Origin of the sequence: Ruegeria arenilitoris, from assembly GCF_013031355.1 — a bacterium.
In the GTDB taxonomy this organism is placed as follows: Bacteria; Pseudomonadota; Alphaproteobacteria; order Rhodobacterales; family Rhodobacteraceae; genus Ruegeria; species Ruegeria arenilitoris_C.
Genome location: NZ_WPZO01000002.1, coordinates 293,712 through 310,104, shown reverse-complemented (window position 1 = coordinate 310,104; position 16,393 = coordinate 293,712). Strand labels below are relative to the sequence as shown.

At 54.9% G+C, this 16,393-nt stretch carries 19 protein-coding genes; 11 read left to right on the top strand and 8 right to left on the bottom strand.

What is annotated here, in order from left to right; all coding sequences use genetic code 11:
- From GOX63_RS07160 to GOX63_RS07150, 3 genes are read right to left on the bottom strand one after another with little or no spacing between them, the layout of a single operon-like run.
- A complete protein-coding gene (locus tag GOX63_RS07160) occupies positions 1-423 on the bottom strand; it encodes a DUF2141 domain-containing protein (RefSeq protein WP_170326765.1) in 423 nt (140 codons plus the stop codon).
- The gene (locus GOX63_RS07155) at positions 387-3,548 is read right to left on the bottom strand and encodes an efflux RND transporter permease subunit (protein ID WP_170326766.1); all 3,162 of its coding nucleotides are present in this window, start codon (positions 3,546-3,548) and stop codon (positions 387-389) included. Before GOX63_RS07155 ends, GOX63_RS07160 begins: the two co-directional genes overlap by 37 nt.
- Before the next feature lie 3 nt (positions 3,549-3,551).
- The gene (locus GOX63_RS07150) at positions 3,552-4,700 is read right to left on the bottom strand and encodes an efflux RND transporter periplasmic adaptor subunit (RefSeq protein WP_170326767.1); all 1,149 of its coding nucleotides are present in this window, start codon (positions 4,698-4,700) and stop codon (positions 3,552-3,554) included.
- Between the two features lie 101 nt (positions 4,701-4,801).
- Between GOX63_RS07150 and GOX63_RS07145 the strand changes: the two genes are divergently transcribed.
- The 9 genes from GOX63_RS07145 (at position 4,802) to GOX63_RS07105 (ending at position 10,851) form a co-directional block, all read left to right on the top strand.
- The gene (locus GOX63_RS07145; protein WP_170326768.1) at positions 4,802-5,419 is read left to right on the top strand and encodes a TetR/AcrR family transcriptional regulator; all 618 of its coding nucleotides are present in this window, start codon (positions 4,802-4,804) and stop codon (positions 5,417-5,419) included.
- A gap of 703 nt (positions 5,420-6,122) precedes the next feature.
- Positions 6,123-7,307: a tyrosine-type recombinase/integrase gene (locus GOX63_RS07140; RefSeq protein ID WP_170545342.1), complete on the top strand. Its 1,185-nt coding sequence runs from the start codon at positions 6,123-6,125 to the stop codon at positions 7,305-7,307.
- On the top strand, positions 7,307-8,011 hold the full coding sequence (locus GOX63_RS07135) for a hypothetical protein (RefSeq protein ID WP_170545339.1): 705 nt from the start codon (positions 7,307-7,309) through the stop codon (positions 8,009-8,011). Before GOX63_RS07140 ends, GOX63_RS07135 begins: the two co-directional genes overlap by 1 nt.
- A 111-nt stretch (positions 8,012-8,122) precedes the next feature.
- Positions 8,123-8,296, top strand: a complete 174-nt coding sequence (locus tag GOX63_RS07130) for a helix-turn-helix transcriptional regulator (RefSeq protein WP_170545336.1) — start codon at positions 8,123-8,125, stop codon at positions 8,294-8,296.
- Between the two features lie 104 nt (positions 8,297-8,400).
- Positions 8,401-8,775: a hypothetical protein gene (locus tag GOX63_RS07125; protein ID WP_170545333.1), complete on the top strand. Its 375-nt coding sequence runs from the start codon at positions 8,401-8,403 to the stop codon at positions 8,773-8,775.
- A gap of 100 nt (positions 8,776-8,875) precedes the next feature.
- Entirely contained in the window at positions 8,876-9,082 is a 207-nt protein-coding gene (locus GOX63_RS07120; protein WP_170545331.1) for a transcriptional coactivator p15/PC4 family protein, read from the top strand.
- Complete coding sequence (locus tag GOX63_RS07115; protein WP_170545328.1) at positions 9,083-9,610, top strand: hypothetical protein; 528 nt, start codon at positions 9,083-9,085, stop codon at positions 9,608-9,610.
- 146 nt (positions 9,611-9,756) lie between these two features.
- Positions 9,757-10,203, top strand: coding sequence for a DUF5681 domain-containing protein (locus tag GOX63_RS07110; RefSeq protein ID WP_170545325.1), 447 nt, complete (start codon positions 9,757-9,759; stop codon positions 10,201-10,203).
- Positions 10,204-10,518: 315 nt separating this feature from the next.
- On the top strand, positions 10,519-10,851 hold the full coding sequence (locus GOX63_RS07105; protein ID WP_170545322.1) for a hypothetical protein: 333 nt from the start codon (positions 10,519-10,521) through the stop codon (positions 10,849-10,851).
- A 98-nt stretch (positions 10,852-10,949) separates the two neighbouring features.
- Here the strand turns inward: GOX63_RS07105 and GOX63_RS07100 are convergent, their stop codons facing one another.
- From GOX63_RS07100 to GOX63_RS07080, 5 genes are all read right to left on the bottom strand, one after another.
- Complete coding sequence (locus tag GOX63_RS07100) at positions 10,950-11,207, bottom strand: hypothetical protein (RefSeq protein WP_170545319.1); 258 nt, start codon at positions 11,205-11,207, stop codon at positions 10,950-10,952.
- Between the two features lie 269 nt (positions 11,208-11,476).
- A complete protein-coding gene (locus GOX63_RS07095; protein ID WP_170545316.1) occupies positions 11,477-11,872 on the bottom strand; it encodes a thermonuclease family protein in 396 nt (131 codons plus the stop codon).
- 49 nt (positions 11,873-11,921) lie between these two features.
- Positions 11,922-12,863, bottom strand: a complete 942-nt coding sequence (radC, locus tag GOX63_RS07090) for a RadC family protein (protein ID WP_437436606.1) — start codon at positions 12,861-12,863, stop codon at positions 11,922-11,924.
- Between the two features lie 504 nt (positions 12,864-13,367).
- Positions 13,368-14,207 carry a hypothetical protein gene (locus GOX63_RS07085; RefSeq protein WP_170545313.1) on the bottom strand — a complete coding sequence of 280 codons (840 nt, stop codon included), beginning with the start codon at positions 14,205-14,207 and terminating at the stop codon, positions 13,368-13,370.
- A gap of 238 nt (positions 14,208-14,445) precedes the next feature.
- Positions 14,446-14,763: a hypothetical protein gene (locus tag GOX63_RS07080; protein WP_170545311.1), complete on the bottom strand. Its 318-nt coding sequence runs from the start codon at positions 14,761-14,763 to the stop codon at positions 14,446-14,448.
- Positions 14,764-14,954: 191 nt separating this feature from the next.
- Here GOX63_RS07080 and GOX63_RS07075 point away from each other — a divergent pair, with 191 nt between their 5' ends.
- Positions 14,955-15,413 (top strand): hypothetical protein, encoded by a 459-nt coding sequence (locus GOX63_RS07075; protein WP_170545306.1) that lies wholly within the window; start codon positions 14,955-14,957, stop codon positions 15,411-15,413.
- A complete protein-coding gene (locus tag GOX63_RS07070) occupies positions 15,413-16,378 on the top strand; it encodes a hypothetical protein (RefSeq protein WP_170545303.1) in 966 nt (321 codons plus the stop codon). Before GOX63_RS07075 ends, GOX63_RS07070 begins: the two co-directional genes overlap by 1 nt.
- Positions 16,379-16,393 lie beyond the last annotated feature (15 nt).

The following is a 16,393-nucleotide window of genomic DNA, read 5'->3' as shown; positions in this document are numbered from 1 at the left end:
CTACTGATCATAGTGAATGCGAACACGGACATCGCCGGGCCAGACCGAGGCGGCCTTGAAATCGGGCTCATCCTGAGGATTTGGGGCACCTGTTGAACCCAGCCCCTCCAGCAGTTTCGTGGCAGTCATGTTCAGATTTTCGTCCTTGTTTTCATCATGAAACAACAGCACGGCATAAGGGCCTGCGTTCAGGTCAGCGAACGCATGACTGACACTGCCTTTGCGGGACGGAATCTGGGCGTAGTCAATCGCGCTCCAGACATCCAAACTGTCAAAGGCGCGCGCATCATCAAACACAAGGATCACGATGTTTCCTTTGGCGTTGCGGATGCCGTCCACAGTCACATTCAGACCATCAGAAGCGGCAGGCGTCGCCATCAGCGCCATCAGTGCGAATGCGGGGGGCAGAAGATTCTTTGCCATGGCTTTGTCCTTTCTTCAGAAGGCTGCGGAAGGGGTGGCTTGAGAACTGCAATGACATCTTCGGTGATGGCGATCAGCACCGGCACCAGCAGCAGCATCAGGGCGGTGCCGAATAGTTCCCCAAAAGCCAGCGAGATTGCCGCAGGGATCAGATACTGCGCTTGCTCAGAGGTTTCAGTCAGCAAGGGCAGCAGTCCAATCACCGTCGTTGCGGTGGTCAGAAAGATCGCTTTGAAACGCCCTATGCCTGCGCTCTTCAGCGCCAGATTCACGGACTGACCTTCCTCGCGCGCCTGATTGTATCGGGTGATCATGACCAGACTGTCGTTCACGATCACGCCGGTCAGCGCCAGCATGCCAAAAAACGAAAACAGCGACAGCGAAACACCCATGATCAGGTGCCCGACGGCGGCCGCGATAAAGCCAAAAGGCACAATGGCCAGAATGACAAAAGGTTGCCAATAGCTTTTCAGCGGCACAGCCATCAGCACATAGATCAGAACAGCCGCCAGCAGCAGCGCACGTTTAAGGCCATCGCTGATATCGGCCATCTCTTCCAGTTCACCGGCAGGCAGGACTGTTACGCTGGGATATTTGGCGCGGAGTTTCGGGACCAGTTGTTCGAACACCGCCTGCCCCACCTCTTCGGGGGCGACACGATCACGGTCGATGGATGCGGCCACAATGTTCATACGCTTTCCGTCACGGCGGTCGATGGTGCCAGAGGTGTAGGCGCCTTCGATGTCGGCAACTGTCTCAAGCGGCACCCAGGCGCCGGATGCGCTGCGCAACCGGGTCCGCATCAGATCGGCGAGCGTATCGCGGTTTTCCCGCGCGTTCTGCACAACCACGCGGATTTCGGCCCCATCGCGCCTGACCTTGGTCACCTCGGCCCCGCCAAACCCATAGCCTATCTGTCTGGCCAAGGCCTCGGCGTTGAAACCAAGGTGCCGCGCGTCCGGGCGCAGGCGGAGTTTCAGTTCAGGTTGACCGCCCGCCAGCCCATCGCGAACATTCGCCACGCCCTCGATATTCGACAGGAAGTCTTTCATCTCGGCGCTGGCTTGTTGCAGCAGGTCTTCGTCTTTTGACGCCAATCGGATGCGGAACCCTCCGGCGAGCGCTTCTGATCCGGTGAACTCCAGTTCGGTTGCACCTTCGACCGCACCAACCCGGTCACGCCATTCACTGACGACGGAGAGGATCGGAACATCAGGGCGCTCGGTCACCGGGATCATTTCAGCGTATAATTGCACGCTTCCAGCGCTGTTGATGATGGTGAACACCGTCTGAACGGGCAGCGTGGCCATACCGGCGTCTTCGGCAAGTTCGGCGTTCAGGTCATTCAGGACCGCTTCAATCCGATTCACGTTCGCGCGGGTCAGCGCAAAGGGCGCGCGGGCGTCCATTTCCAGATTCATCGTGATGATCTGACCGGGCACTTCGGGGAAGAATACCGTTCTGACCTTGCCCTTGTACATCAGGCCAAGCCCCAGCGTTGCGGCGGCAATGAACAGGATCAGCACGGCGTAGCGCTGTCGCACCGCCGCAACGAGCAAAGGCTGGTAGAGGCGATCCCGAACCCAGTTCAACCCGCCCTGTGCGGCATCCTGTATCCGGCCCCACAGGCGGGTCAGCAGATAACGGCGCTCTTGCCCCATCGAGACCTGTGCCAAGTGGGCGGGCAGGATGAACTTGCTTTCGATCAGTGAGAAGACCAGCGTCAGGATCACGATGCCCGCAAACCCGGCCAGTACCTTGCCTAGCGGATTATCGATCAAAAGCATCGGGAAAAAGGCCGCGATTGTGGTCAGCACGCCAAAGACGGTCGCAACCGCGACCCGATGCACGCCGCGTTCCGTGTCTTTGATCGGGTCGTTGCCCTTGCGCCGTTCCTCAAAAACGCTTTCACCAACCACAACGGCGTCATCGACCAGAATACCCAAGGCGATGATCAGTCCAAAAGTCGTGACATCGTTCAGCGAGTAATCCACCCATTTCGAGCCCGAGACCGCGATCGCCCCCATGACCGAAACGGGAATGCCCATGGCGACCCAGAAGGCCAACCGCACGTTCAGGAACACCGACAGCATCAAGGTCACAAGGATCAACCCCTGCACCCCGTTAGACCGCAACAGCGCCAGACGGTCCGAGATGTAGCCAGCGCTATCGCCCCAAACCTCGACCTGAACCTGCGACGGCAGCTGGCGGTTGAACTCATCCACCGTGCGGCGCACAACGCCACTGATTTCCAGCAGGTTCTCTTTCTGCCCGACCAGAACCTCCATACCCACGGTTGGTTTGCCGTTCAGCCGAAACAGGTACTCGCCGTCCTGAAACCCGTCTTCGATTTTGGCAATGTCGCCCAAAGGCACAAAGGACCCGTCATCACGCTCAATGATTGGCAGGGCCGCGTATTCCGGAGCATATTTTGCCCTGTTATCCGCTCGCAGATAGATCGTACCGCCCTCGGTCCGCAGACGACCTGCCTGAAAGGCCAGCGAATTCCCTTCGATGGCGCGAGTTACATCAGAAACCGTCAAGCCATAATGACGTAACAGCGCCGGGTCGATCTCGATGCGCAGTTCCCGCGGGATCAAGCCCCAGATTTGCAGCCGGGACAGTTCCGGTTGCGCCAGCAGTTCTTCTTTCAGCCGTTGCGCCAAGCTCTGCAATGTGGCCGGGTCTGTTTCGCCGAACAAGTTCAGATACAGCGCCGGAAAACCGAAACCTGACGCTTCGATCACAGGGCGGCGCGCGGTATCGGGCAGATCGGTCAACCCGTCGATCCGAATTCGAACCCGGTCCAGAACAGTTTGAAGTTTCTGGCCACCTGCGCGGCGGACGGTCACGACACTCAGACCATTTTGAGATTGCGAGGTCACACTGCGCACTCCCTCCAACCCTTCGAGCGCCTGCTCAACTTTCTGGGTCACCAATTCATCGACCTGTTCGGCCGTGGCGTCCGGAAACTCGGTCGCGATTGTGACGCTTTCCGGCGGAACGCGTGGGAAACCTTCGATCCGAATGTTCAGCAGCGTCTGCACGCCGAGAAAGAGGATCAGCGCCATCATCAGATTGGCAGCAACCGGATTGCGGATAAACCAGGAGGTCAGCGCGTGCATGGCTCAGCCCTCATCCGATTGCGGCGTTACCCGCTGTCCCGGCAGAAACGAAGCCAGAGGTGTTCTGGCCACGCGCCATGGGCCAATCCCATCGGGGGCCAAAATTGTGACCGCACCTTCGCTGCGAAACAGGATGTTCGGGCTGAACCTCTGCAGGTGGTCCTCATCATCCACAAGCCAAATGTAACCCGCACGTGTCACTGCGCTTTCCGGTAGGGCCACGGTGTCTGCAATCCGGCGTCCGGGAATGTGAACCTGCAGGAAATCTCCAGCGAGTATGCGTTCATCGGGATTTGTGACGTCCAAAAAGACGCGCACTTGTCGCGTGTCTTGATCCAGAAACCCGCCTCCACGCCGGACTTGAGCCTGCCCCAGGGCTTCGCCCGAGCGCTGTGTCAGATCAGCAGTAACACCAGAGATCGGATGGTCAATAAGCGCCCAATCCGCTCGACTGAATTCGGCAACCAGCTCGAATTTCCGGTCGTCCGAAAGGTGTATCAGGGCATCGCCCGGGTTGACCGTCTGGCCAAGGCTGGCAAAGCGATGGGTGACAAAGCCCGAAAACGGGGCAACAACTTCCGCATCGTTCAGATCCCTTCGCGCCGCATTCAGGCGTGCCTGCGCCGCCGCAACGGTTTTTTTGGCAATGCGCAGTTGCGGCAGGTTCACAGCCAGTTCGTTTGGCGGCTCTGTTTCATCCCGCTCGAACTGCCGTTGCGCAACAGTTACGTTATTCTGCGCGCGCAATAACGCTAATTCCGCTTGCTCAAGCTCCATCTCGGCCGCAGCAACGGCACTTTGATAAGGTGCATTTTCGATTGAAAACAATCGGTCGCCCTGCTCCACCCGTGCACCGGCCAAAGCGGCAGAATGCACTGCGGTGATGCGCCCGGACACCGCAGATCGCAGCTCAGCATCCCAACGAGGCCGAACTTCGGCAAAGGCCGAAATCCGCGCCTGCACGGTTTCCGGGGCAACGGTGACGACAGAGACGGTCGGTGGCGGAGGTGCGCTGTTTGTTGCCTGAACATCAATTGTATCCTCTGTATCAAACAACAGGATGACGATCGCAACAAACAGCGCCAGCGAAAGACCAATCCAGAGCCATCGTCGTGTTGGTCTTTGCTGAGTTTTCAAGGTTTGGTCTGTCATAGCCCTGTTTTTCCTGTGCCGCCGAATCCATTGCACCTTGTGGCATGAGGTAAATTGTCATATACTATGAACGATCGTTCGTTCAATATCTAAACGTAAAAATGACCGAAAACACGAAAAAGCCGGGTTCAACCCGGGAAAAGACAACAGCCAAGCGTCGCAACCAGATTTTGGAGGCCGCAGTTATGTGTTTCCTTGAACGCGGCTACCATCAGACCGGTGTCCGCGATATTGCAGCGCGGGCGGGCGTCAGCCTTGGAAACCTCTACAACCATTTTCGCGGTAAACATGATGTGCTTGTGGAAATCGCAATGCTCGAACGCCGCGAGATGGAGCCGTTTCTGAAAATCCTGACCTCAAAAGCGCCCGCGCCAAAAATCCTAAAAAGGTTCATCGCAGCCTACGCCAAGTATCTGGCAGTGCCGGAAAACGTTATTCTTACGCTGGAGATTTCAAGTGAAGCCATCCGCCAACCGGACATCGCACAGCTGTTTGTCGAGAACCGAGCCAGGCTGACCGAGGCGCTTGAAGCGGTTGTGAGGCGTGGAGTAGATGCAGGTGATCTGCGCGCTGTTCCGGACCCCTTTCAGTCGTCACAACTGGTGATAGAGGTTCTGGAGGGCAGCGCGTATCGCAGCGTGTTGTCAGAATTACCCATGAACAAGATCATTGGAAGCGTGGAAGATTTTGTTCTGAGCTCGCTGCTGGCACGTCGATAATACGTGTGATGCGTTTCAACTTAGAACTCATGAAAGTCTGCTAAGGAGAAGCCACGCTGCGGCATTGGTGCAGGCAGCCAAGTTCGGCTTCGGGCCGTTAGCTTGACTTTGCAAAGCGCATCTCTGCCGTTTGTGGCCGGCGCGGCAAACGACACCTACTCCAGCACCTCATCTCCATCGCGAGCTGGTGGCCGGGATTGCTTTTCTTTGATCATGCTTGCTCTGGTGTTTCGAGTTCTCGCTACAAAACAAGAAGCCGACTGGACCGATGCGATTGTATGCTCCGGAAGCTTGCTGTTCCCGCACTTCAGCTTCGCCCGAAATGAAGGATAACTTGCGAGAGAAGCACTGATTGGCGAGGACTACCCTTCATTGCCTCTCTCACTTTTCGGCTTGGCATAAGGAATGCTTGGATCGGTGTTCGTGCTTCTGGTCGGCCTCGCATCTCGAAATCGATTCCGGCTTTGAATCCAGCGTCCGACTCGGATGGATTCGGACGGAAAGCCTCACCGAAGAAGGGAAAGATGTTAAATTTTAGTGATTTAGTGGTGCCCCCACACGGCATCCAATCCTTGTTTCAGGGTGTTTCACCGCACCCCAAGTAATCACGAAACAATTGATTTTCTGTGATTTTACTATGTCACCGTGTTCCACTGTGCCCCACCATATACTATATGTAGAGGGTGGATAGAGAGGTGGATGAATGTCGCGCCCTTTAAACAAGCTCAGCGCAGCAACACTAAAGTCGACGTCGCCGGGGAAGTACTCTGACGGCGGTGGGCTGTGGTTCCATCGACGTGAGGACGGCGGGGCGCAGTGGTTTCTCCGCGTCACTGTACATGGTCGTCGGCGTGAAATGGGGCTTGGCTCATTCCCTGAGGTATCGCTGAAGGAAGTCCGTCAGGAAGCGGAGAACTGGCGGACCGTCGCTCGCAAGGGCATAGACCCAATCAAGGAGCGGGAACGCCTCAAGCGCGAGGAAGCCAGCAAGCTTCATCTCTTGAAAGACGTTGCTGAGGATGCGTTCGAAAGCCGTAAGGCCGAGTTGAAGGGCGACGGCAAAGCCGGACGGTGGTATTCACCGCTAGAACTTCATGTGCTGCCAAAGCTGGGTAAAGTTCCCGTGGTTGAGCTAGACCAGAAAGACATTCGAGACACGCTCGCCCCTATCTGGCATGAGAAAGCCGACACGGCGCGAAAGGCTTTGAACCGACTGTCCATCGTGGTGCGCCACGCTGCCGCCCTCGGCTTGGATGTGGATCTGCAAGCGACAGACAAGGCAAAAGCCCTTTTAGGCAAGCAGCGCCACAAAGCTCAGAACATCCCTGCAATGCCGTGGAGCGAGGTTCCTGCTTTCTACCAAAGCCTGGATAGTGGAACGACAACGGAGCTTGCACTGCGCCTGCTGATACTCACGGCAGTTCGGTCCTATCCATTGCGAAACCTGCATCTGGATCAGGTTGACGGCGACGTTTGGACAATACCGGCCGAGGCAATGAAGGGCCGTAAGGATGCCACCGAGGAATTTCGGGTGCCTCTGTCTAGTGAAGCCTTAGCCGTGATTGAGAAGGCCAAACCGCTGGCTCGTGATGGTTTCCTGTTCCCAAGCGTTCGACGTGGCGTGATTTCTGATATGACCATGGGTGCGTATATGAAGCGCCATGGCTTGATTGAGCGTCCACACGGCTTCCGGTCATCATTCCGTGATTGGGTGGCGGAGACGCAGAACGTGCCATTTGAGGTAGCAGAAACTTGTCTGGGTCACGTTGTCGGCGGGGCTGTCGAGCGGTCCTATAAGCGCACAGATTTCTTGGAGCAGAGGCGCGCATTGATGGAGAAATGGGCGGATAATTTGTCATTGAATCCGAACAAATCGGTGGCTGGTTGATGAAGCGTTCATTTCGAATCAATTCACCCGACGGCAGCATCAGGCCAACAACCGTTCAAAGTTTGGATATGTTGGCGTTCTTTGCAGATGATGAGAAGAGCGCATTGCAAGCAATCCAAATGATGACGATGGAGTTTCATGATTACAACGTCGAACAAGATGCATGGGAGCTCGGCGGCGTCGCCAAAATGTTGATGGATTCGTTGAACAAGCGGTCTGCGCAAGTCTTCGTCTGCGGATTGGTTACCCTTATAATGGCCCACTTGAATGAAGATGGTAGCCCCGCCAGCCTGAACGAAGCTAGCCAAATTACTTCTCAGTTAGCTTATGATGTAAACGCCCTACAGTTTAAGCTGCTGAAATCGAGAGGCTGGGAAATCAAAGACAAACCGATTGTTGGTGATGCCGCGACAATCCAGAGGTACTTTCGGAAGTACCGGCCAGCAGCCCACATCTGCGCCGCTAAAGCCCTAATTGGAGCAGAAGGAGACAATTCGCACCCTATGGTCCAACCTCTTCCGAAGACGCTCAAAACTGTTTCAACAGTCCTGTTTTATCAGAACCTCATTAAGAAATGGCCAGGCGCGGAAAATTGGAACTTATGGGAAGTGTGGCATGAGGGGGGGCATTTCGAAGAAGCTTATCCACCCGAACAGCCTCACGAAGACTTTTTGCATCAAATTCGTCAATTAAAACAAAGCTAAAGCTACTTGTTTCAACCTCCCAACATCCTGGGGAACATCATGTTCCCGAATTCCTTTTTCGAGCCATGAGGGCGATTCTTAGTGCACCACGAAGCAACACGGTGCACAGCAATGAAACTACTTTCCTTCCATGACCTGCAAGCCAAGCTGGGTGGACGCAGTCGTTCCAGCGTTTACCGCGATGTAGAACTAGGCCGCCTGCCAGAACCCATCAAATTCGGTTCTCGTCTCTATTGGAACGAAGCCGATATCGACGCTGCAATCGAGAAACAGGTTGCTGCCTAAAAGACACCCCCACCCGAGGCACGGGCGGAGGCAAAATCTTTTAGGTCACGCTGAAAGTATAGCCGTAAGCCCAGAGCCTTTTCAACAATAAAAGGTAATGGAATATGATTATACGGAAAAACCAAAAACAGGAATTCGAACACCCACCTACTAACGCACTGCGCGTGTATCGCTGGGCAGACCTTCCCAACCTGACTGCCCCGGCGTTGTACCGGGTCACTGATCCGGGTCAGGAACCGCGCGAAATTTACGCTTCCAAGCACAAGCGCCAAGTCCTTGAAGGGTTGATGCGGTCGCCTCTCTACGCGGCCAGTTACTGCCGCCTCTCGGATCAAGTGCTGCCCCTGCGGCGCGATGACGGCGTGAATATCGAATGCAAGATGTATCGAGGAGATGCAGACACCGGACGTCAGAAGTACGGCATCTATGTTCTGGTGTCACAGGTGGAGCTGATCGAAACCAAAGAGGTGGCGGCATGAGAACCGTTGACCTGCAAGTAACTACTCTTCGCCGCAAGCACGGTCTTTCTGAGGCCGCAGCACGGCTTGTCGCAACTCTGCACTTTGGGGAGGGCCGCTAATGGCCCTCATCACACAGATCCCGAAGAACAGCCGCGAGGAATACCGCGTCAGCCGGGATGAGTTCCGGGGGCACGACCTCATCAATATCCGCGTCTATTTCGTCTCTGAGGATGGCGACATGCGCCCTGGCAAACAGGGTGTGTCGTTCCGGGCCTCCTTGCTACCGGAATTCATGAGCGCGCTCAGCAAGGCGGAGGCTGCCTAAATGGGGCGGGACAAGCGAAATGAGAAACGCGGCGAACACTGGACCAAGATGGCGCGAAACATGATGGAGGAGCCCGCTTGGCGGGCCCTCTCATCAACCGCTCAGGCACTGTACCCGTGGCTCAAGCTGGAATGGAAAGGACCGGACAGCAACAACAACGGTAGGATCAGCATGAGTGTCCGGCAGGCCGCAGAGTGCCTTGGTGTGACACGCAACACAACTTCGAAGGCCTTTCGCGAACTACAAGCCAAGGGTTTTATCGCAGTCACCCAGCCACCCAAATTGGGCGATAGTGGAGTAGCGTCTTCGCCGCAGTTCGAACTTACAGAGATTTCTTTGCCAACGGCGAATGGGAACAGTGGTCGCAGACTTTACAAGCAGTGGTCTGACGGCGCGGATTTCCCGGTCGTCAAAGCCCCGACTCACAATCCCAAAGGGGCCAACGGAAAAGAAAAACCCCGTCATCAAAACCGTGACGGAACCGTCGTAAAATTTGCGACGGGGAAGACAAAGGCGGCACAAAAATGATGACGGCCCGTCCCAAAAATTGCGACGAAAACACCCCATTTTGGCGGGTCTCCCGTCCCAATAATGATGACATCCTTAATCTACCAGGGGGTCTGGGGGAAACGGACACCTTCTGCACCAACAATCCAACAACCGAGGCATGAGCGATGACAGGCGAAGCAGACCGCAAAAACGGAACGAATACGGACGAGAGAAACCCAGACGGCACATTTGCCACCGGCAACTCCGGCAAGCCCAGAGGAACCCGCCACCGGGTCACACGGGCGGTGGAAGTACTGCTCGAAGGCCAATCTGAGCAAATCACCCAAAAGGCGCTTGAGATGGCGCTTGAAGGCGACAGCACGGCCCTGCGTCTTTGCCTGGAACGGATCGCGCCCACGAGAAAGGACGCGCCGGTCAACTTTGACCTACCACCCATCAAATGCGCTGAGGACGCCTCGGAGGCTGCACAGGCGGTGCTACAAGCCGTTTCTCAGGGTGAGGTGACCCCGCTTGAGGGCGCAACTGTCATGGGTCTGGTGGAGCAGTACAGGCGTGTCCTTGAAACCACCGAACTGGAACGCCGGATCACGGCTTTGGAGGCAGAAAAATGAATATCAGGAATAGACTGGCAGCACTGGAAAGCAGGAAAGCTGTAAGCGCCATATCGAACTCGGGCGCGTCGGATCAATTGACCAAGCAACTGCGAAGCACCGCAGAGCGAATGCGAGACGTTCCTCTGGACCAATTGACCACCAAGGCATCCCCAATAGAGGTTGCAGCCCTCATTCTGGATGGCCGGGTGGATGATGAAGTGGCCCGCCAATGCGTCGAGCTTTCTAAGCAATCAGCCCCGAGCGCACTACTGCTCCAATGCTTGTTGGACGCTGCCGGATGCAGCCAAGCAAACACAACAGAGGAGGGTTGATATGAGCATCAAAAACCGATTGACCAAACTGGAAGCGAGGTCGCCAAACGTGCTCGAACTTCCCATAGTTTTCTATCAACTCTGCCGGATCAAGAAAGGCACTGAGCATACCACTCGCATCATCGAAAGAGAGCCTGGCCCGGCGACAATTCCTGGCCTCAGTTTTGGCCGCATACACCCACACGAAGGCGAAAGCCAAAGCGAGTTCAAACGCCGCGTTTTCGCCATCAAAGCCGGTGGAAAGCTCATTGAGGACATGACCGAAGAAGAACGGGTAGCAGCATTCGCAGCGGCGGATATCGAACTGGAAGGAAGCAGCAGTGACGATAAGTAAACGCATCAGCAAATCGACCGACCCGAAAACTGAGGCGGGGCGTAGGCGTATTGCTGAGGCTCAGAAACGACGATGGGCCGAAGCGAAATGCAGCGTTCCTACCCGCTAATAGTTTTGGGTTTTAGGGCGTCTGATCCCGTGACCTCTGTAATCGTCACTTTGAAAGTACGGCCAGCATTTTCTAGCAAGAAGTCAAAGGAGGCCGTATCGCCTGCCCCCTCAACGTTGGCTGTGTTGGGCCGGTTCTTTGGCGCGAACTCATCGTCAAAGAGATAGCATTGGATGCCGATTTCAAGCTGTTCAGCGATCCATAGTGCCGTGACTTCCATTTGGTCCTTATCTTTTTTCTCGAACACGCTAGCACCCTATTTGTCGGCTTCAATGAAGATGTCGCTTTGAATTATGTTCCGCAGCAGCATTAAAACGCACACCAGAGCTATTAACGCATAACGGACGTAATCCTCATGGGATGCAAATGGCTTAGGTAAGTAATCGACGTCCGGGAGTTCGATGTTGAAAAAGCTTAGTGGTAAAGAATACCTGACCAATATCAAGAACGCTATTGCGGCCAAGAAATGGCAAATCCTCATAGCTAATTTTTGATTTTTCATGCCCGCCCCACTCGTCATCTACAGTACTTCGCTCGCTTGAGCCGCGACCGCGCTGAGCGAGTCTCAAGGTTCTTGTACCGGCCACCGGAGTACCTAGAGCAGTCCAAAGCGTGTCCAGCAGCGATAACAGCCGCGCCTACGTCTTCACCATCGGCGAAACAAACTCCCACCCAGCGGTCATAGGTGCGCTCACCGTTCAATTCACAGGAGATAGATTTTCCCCGGAGGTAGTTCACCATCCAGCGCTTAGCGTCCTGACCGGATCGTGTGTCTAGTTCAGGCGCATCGACGCCGTTCAGGCGGACAGGTGTGCCATCAACAACGATAGTGTCAGCATCACGAACGTGGAGGGTGCCAGCGGCAGCGGAGGTGGTCAGGAAAAGGGTGGCGGCGGCAACAACGTGCTTCATCAAAACAGGGAAACTCTCAAGTAGAAACGCTCGCTATTGAGGTATGCGGCTAAACTCTCGTTAGCAACCCATGAGTGCTGAAAGAGTATTCCTCCTTCTTCCCAATGATAACGTGGTCATGGATCAGAATGCCCATGGTGTTGCAGGCATCCTGTATGCGTTCGGTCATGAGAATGTCTGAGGTACTGGGGGTCGGATCACCCGACGGATGGTTGTGTACCAGGATCAGCGAGCTTGCGTTCAGCTCCAGTGCCCGTTTGACAACCTCGCGCGGATACACCGGCACGTGGTCGACCGTACCCTTGGATTGTTCCTCATCGGCAATCAGAACGTTCTTGCGGTCGAGATACAAAACCCGAAACTGCTCGGTTTCACGATGGGCCATTGCGGTACGGCAGTATGTCACGAGGGCTTCCCATGACGACACAACATCCCGCTTCATCACTTGGGCTTGCGCCATCCGGTGCCCGAAGGCTTCGACAACCCGCAGATGGTAGTAGACCCAGTCGTTTGCCCCCTCCACCTTCAGCACCCGATGCTTGGAGGCCGCAATGACTCCATTCAGGTCACCGAACTCCGCCAGAAGGCGCTTGGCCAGCGGCTTGACGTCTATCCTCTGAATTGCGTTGAACAGCAGGAGTTCCAGCAGTTCATATTCAGGCATCGGGTCATGGCCACCTTTCAGGAACCGTTGCCGCAATCGCTCTCGGTGCCCCCAATAGTGCGGGCGTTTTGCCCCATCGCCGTCTTTGACTAAGCCGCCCCCCGCCGCGTTCTTTGGCGATAACCGGTCACGATACACATAGGACGGTTGGTGCGCTGGTTCAGTTACCGCATCAGGTGGCGGCATCCGCGCGTTCAAATCCTCCAAACCTTTCAGCGCATCCTCTGAAAAACCGCTCTGACCGTCGTACTTGACCAGCTTGCCGAACTTCTTTGGGTCTCCGGCTATGACGCCCTTCATTCGCTCCAAAAGTTGGCTTTTCATCACCGCTTCCAATCCACGCATCTCTTTCTCGACCATGCCAAGGAGTTGGTTAACGATTGGTAAAGAGTTCAGGGTGCAAAAAGGGTCAAGGTCGGGAGGAAGGGAGGGAGGGACTAGTCGGGGATGCGGCACGACGCGCCGAACTCGTACCCCCTCGTTGAAATCGCTAACCCCCTCAGGCGCGCCGCGTCCTCTTGGTATCTGCCAGCTTTGCCTGAAATGTGTCTGGAAGATTAATTCTACTGAATACGGGTAAACCCCAATTTCGCGGACCCGCATAGTTCAGTACGTTTTGGTTAACGGAGCAACCACACACAACTCCGCAAACCCCCAGGATTGTGGGGCTGGCTTTTACCCCCTCGTCCAGCCCCTCGCTCCAACCATCACGTTGGCGTTGATATGACAGGCAGTCATAGGCAGCGCAGCCCTATAGGGCTCGATGAACCGACATATAGATGCAGACAGTCTTTGGCTAAGCGCAGATAATTAGCCGGTCAAATAGCACTGTTAGCGCCTTTTCAATTTCCGGCACAATTCTCTTATGTTGTTGAGCTCGCTCTCTGAGATTTTGCAAAGTGTGTGAGCTGAAAACTCTTGCTCAATACCTCGCGAGTAATATGCACCTTCCAATGAGCAAATAAGGTCAGCTGAAACACCCCCAGATATAAAGTCGCGACCGTCCAAAACACCAACCACTTGAAGGAGCTTGTTTGACCATTTGTCATTGGCATCAAAGTAAGCTTTCTGGTCTTCTATCGCCATCGTCGAAACCCTCAGCATGTTCTTCTGCTTTTTCACAGTGTGCGGACCATGAGATTCCGACAGGCCAAATACGGCGGGACAGATTAAACGTCCGTCAGTTTGTTTCGCGAAATTCATTTTGGAGAGAGTAAGTTCAGTTCCGGAACTTGGGATATCCAACCCCCGCTCAGCTGGAAGCAATTCAATCAGCAGCATAGCATCCAGCTTTCTGGATGCCCCAGATATTCTGAACTTGTCCAGAGCGACTGTTTTAGCTTCAACGCTTGGATCGGAGGTAACGAGCTCCACTTCAACCGAATTTGCATCATTGGCAACTTTAACAGCCCGCACGAAGAACTCCGGCGGGCGTTCCGCTAGTAAAAACCCTTTTGCTTCAGACAGAAAGAGGGTTCCAACTGATAGAGCGGCAATAATCAAACCAAGACTTGCGGTGGAAATACTTAGGTGCTTACGCCAGCCCAACTCTGATTGGCAAACCGGGCACTTGTCCGCATTTACTGAGATGCGGGCATCACATCGGGTACATTTCTTAGGCTTTAGTGCTCGCTTTCTGGCCTGAACTTGCTTCAAATGAAGGTTTTTCATAAAGCGTTGTAAATCCTTTGGTTTTCCGCTCTCCGCGCTGACGCAGCCCCAAGCTGGCTCTTACGCCTGTATCGACCACCAGAGTGCCGCGCGCAATCTAAGGCATGTCCTGCAACGATAACAGCCGCGCCTACGTCCTGATCTAATCTTTGGGCTAAGTTCAGGCGCTTCAACGCCGTTTAACTTACCAGAGGTTCCGCCTGCTACAATGGTATCAGCGACGTCAGTTTATCAATGTTTACGGGCTCTTAGTTGCGTAAAGGATGCAGTTGGTGTCTGGATTCAGTTCCTTGCAGTGGTCGAGTGCGGCATTTTTAGCATCTTCGAGCGATACTTGGCCCCCAATTCTTCCCCCTCCCCCTCCCGTTTCAGTAACGTAGAGAGCGCCATACGGATCAACTTGGTTGACGAAATCACGGTATGCGCGCGGCATCGGCCCATTGAGTTCAATTTCGCTATATCTCTGGACCGTAGCGCTATCGGTAAATTGTGCCTCCTCACAGCCAGATAAAGTAACCGCCGCCAAGCAACAAATTCCAATTGCAACAATCTTCATAGGATAAGCTCCCCTGCATCAACAAACACCTACTTGATATCACGGAATTTAATCAACGAAATCAAAAGATGTTTCCGAATTGACGGCAGGGCATTTGCGCCTCAATCTACCACGTTTGTTCCTGACTTGTTCTTGCCTTAAATGGGGTAATATGATACCTGTAGGGGTGAGGATTAGCAGGGAAGTAAGGCATGAGTGCAGAAGACACAGAACAAGACACCGCGACCCGACCAGCAGGTGAATTAATCCGCCCTGCAACAGTCGATGACCTCCCAAGGATTGTTGAGAACGGCGCGAAGTTTCACGCAAAATCAAAGCAGCCTTTTCCCTACGATCCCATAGCGGCAGGCAAGTTTGCCCGGATCATGATTGGGAACGACGACTCTCAGATTTTCATCAGTGACACAGGTATGATTGGCGGCGTTCTCACACCATCGTTCTATGCCCCGCAGTGGGTAATGGCCGTGGAGCTTTTCTGGTGGGCAGAAAGGGACGGCCTGAAGCTACTGAAGAAGTTTGAAGAATGGGCCGAGGAATCCAACGCAACCGAAGTGCGCATGACGTCCTTGGGCGCTTTGCCCCGCGCTGACCGGTTGCTGCGAGAGGATTCCTATGAGGTCGCAGAAATCAGCTACAGGAAGGTTTTGTAATGGCTGTTGGAACAGGTGCAGCAATTCTTGGCGGAAGTGTGCTTGGCGGTGTCGCCAGCGCCAGCGCCGCAGACAAAGCGTCAGACGCACAAATGGAAGCCGCAGAGCTTCAGGTTGGCCTGCAGCGGGATATCTACAACGAAACCGTTGATCGATTTGAGCCGTTTCTGGACCTCGGAACGGATTATTCCAACGTCCTGAAATATGAGCTTTTGGGCGGCGATGCGCCTATGATTGGTGGAAGTCCGGCCCAGATTAACGAGGTTGTGCCCCAGGCATCCGGCGGTGGCACTGCAAACCATGCGCTTAACCAAGCCATGAATGCCATCTTTAACCCCAATGGGCTTTTCCCCGGCCTCGCAACAGGCACCAATGCTGACGGGTTTAACAAGCCAAAGCTTACAGTCTCGAACGGGGGCGGAAATCCGCAATACGAAGTCAACGGGCAAATCTTCAACAGTTATGCTGAGGCTGAAAAATACGCCAACAACAACAGGGTCGGCGGCCATCAGTACCAGGGGTTTCAAGCAACGCCGGGCTATCAGTTCGCCTTGGATCAGGGGCAAACCGCAATTGACAACAGTGCGGCGGCGCGGGGCAACGTGTTCTCCGGCGCAACTCTCAAAGCGCAGCAGGAGTTTGGCACCGGGCTAGCCAATCAGGAATACGGAAACTATCTGAATCGCCTCACCGGACAGGCCGCACAGGGTCAGGCCGCAGCGGGCAACATGGCAACCGCAGGGGCCAATTACGGCGCGGGTGCTGGTGCGGCTTATGGCGCTATGGGTAACGCACAGGCGGCGGGACACATCGGGCAGGCCAACGCAATCAATGGCGGCATCAATAACGCCATCGGCGCATTTGGGTACATGAACAACGGCAGTTCAGGCGTTAACGCACTGACAGCTTCGAACGGGGTTCAGGTCCCGTCTAGCTTGATGAATGGCGTAGGAGCCATGTTCTGATGGGTTGGCGAGAGG

Coding starts and splice junctions, on each gene's coding strand:
- GOX63_RS07155 (WP_170326766.1), bottom strand. CDS start 3,548: ATGCACGCGCTGACCTCCTGGTTTATCCGCAATCCGGTTGCTGCCAAT.
- GOX63_RS07075 (WP_170545306.1), top strand. CDS start 14,955: ATGAGTGCAGAAGACACAGAACAAGACACCGCGACCCGACCAGCAGGT.
- GOX63_RS07070 (WP_170545303.1), top strand. CDS start 15,413: ATGGCTGTTGGAACAGGTGCAGCAATTCTTGGCGGAAGTGTGCTTGGC.
- GOX63_RS07085 (WP_170545313.1), bottom strand. CDS start 14,207: ATGAAAAACCTTCATTTGAAGCAAGTTCAGGCCAGAAAGCGAGCACTA.
- GOX63_RS07135 (WP_170545339.1), top strand. CDS start 7,307: ATGAAGCGTTCATTTCGAATCAATTCACCCGACGGCAGCATCAGGCCA.
- GOX63_RS07150 (WP_170326767.1), bottom strand. CDS start 4,700: ATGACAGACCAAACCTTGAAAACTCAGCAAAGACCAACACGACGATGG.
- GOX63_RS07145 (WP_170326768.1), top strand. CDS start 4,802: ATGACCGAAAACACGAAAAAGCCGGGTTCAACCCGGGAAAAGACAACA.
- GOX63_RS07110 (WP_170545325.1), top strand. CDS start 9,757: ATGACAGGCGAAGCAGACCGCAAAAACGGAACGAATACGGACGAGAGA.
- GOX63_RS07120 (WP_170545331.1), top strand. CDS start 8,876: ATGGCCCTCATCACACAGATCCCGAAGAACAGCCGCGAGGAATACCGC.
- GOX63_RS07115 (WP_170545328.1), top strand. CDS start 9,083: ATGGGGCGGGACAAGCGAAATGAGAAACGCGGCGAACACTGGACCAAG.
- GOX63_RS07130 (WP_170545336.1), top strand. CDS start 8,123: ATGAAACTACTTTCCTTCCATGACCTGCAAGCCAAGCTGGGTGGACGC.
- GOX63_RS07125 (WP_170545333.1), top strand. CDS start 8,401: ATGATTATACGGAAAAACCAAAAACAGGAATTCGAACACCCACCTACT.
- GOX63_RS07080 (WP_170545311.1), bottom strand. CDS start 14,763: ATGAAGATTGTTGCAATTGGAATTTGTTGCTTGGCGGCGGTTACTTTA.
- GOX63_RS07095 (WP_170545316.1), bottom strand. CDS start 11,872: ATGAAGCACGTTGTTGCCGCCGCCACCCTTTTCCTGACCACCTCCGCT.
- GOX63_RS07140 (WP_170545342.1), top strand. CDS start 6,123: ATGTCGCGCCCTTTAAACAAGCTCAGCGCAGCAACACTAAAGTCGACG.
- GOX63_RS07160 (WP_170326765.1), bottom strand. CDS start 423: ATGGCAAAGAATCTTCTGCCCCCCGCATTCGCACTGATGGCGCTGATG.
- GOX63_RS07105 (WP_170545322.1), top strand. CDS start 10,519: ATGAGCATCAAAAACCGATTGACCAAACTGGAAGCGAGGTCGCCAAAC.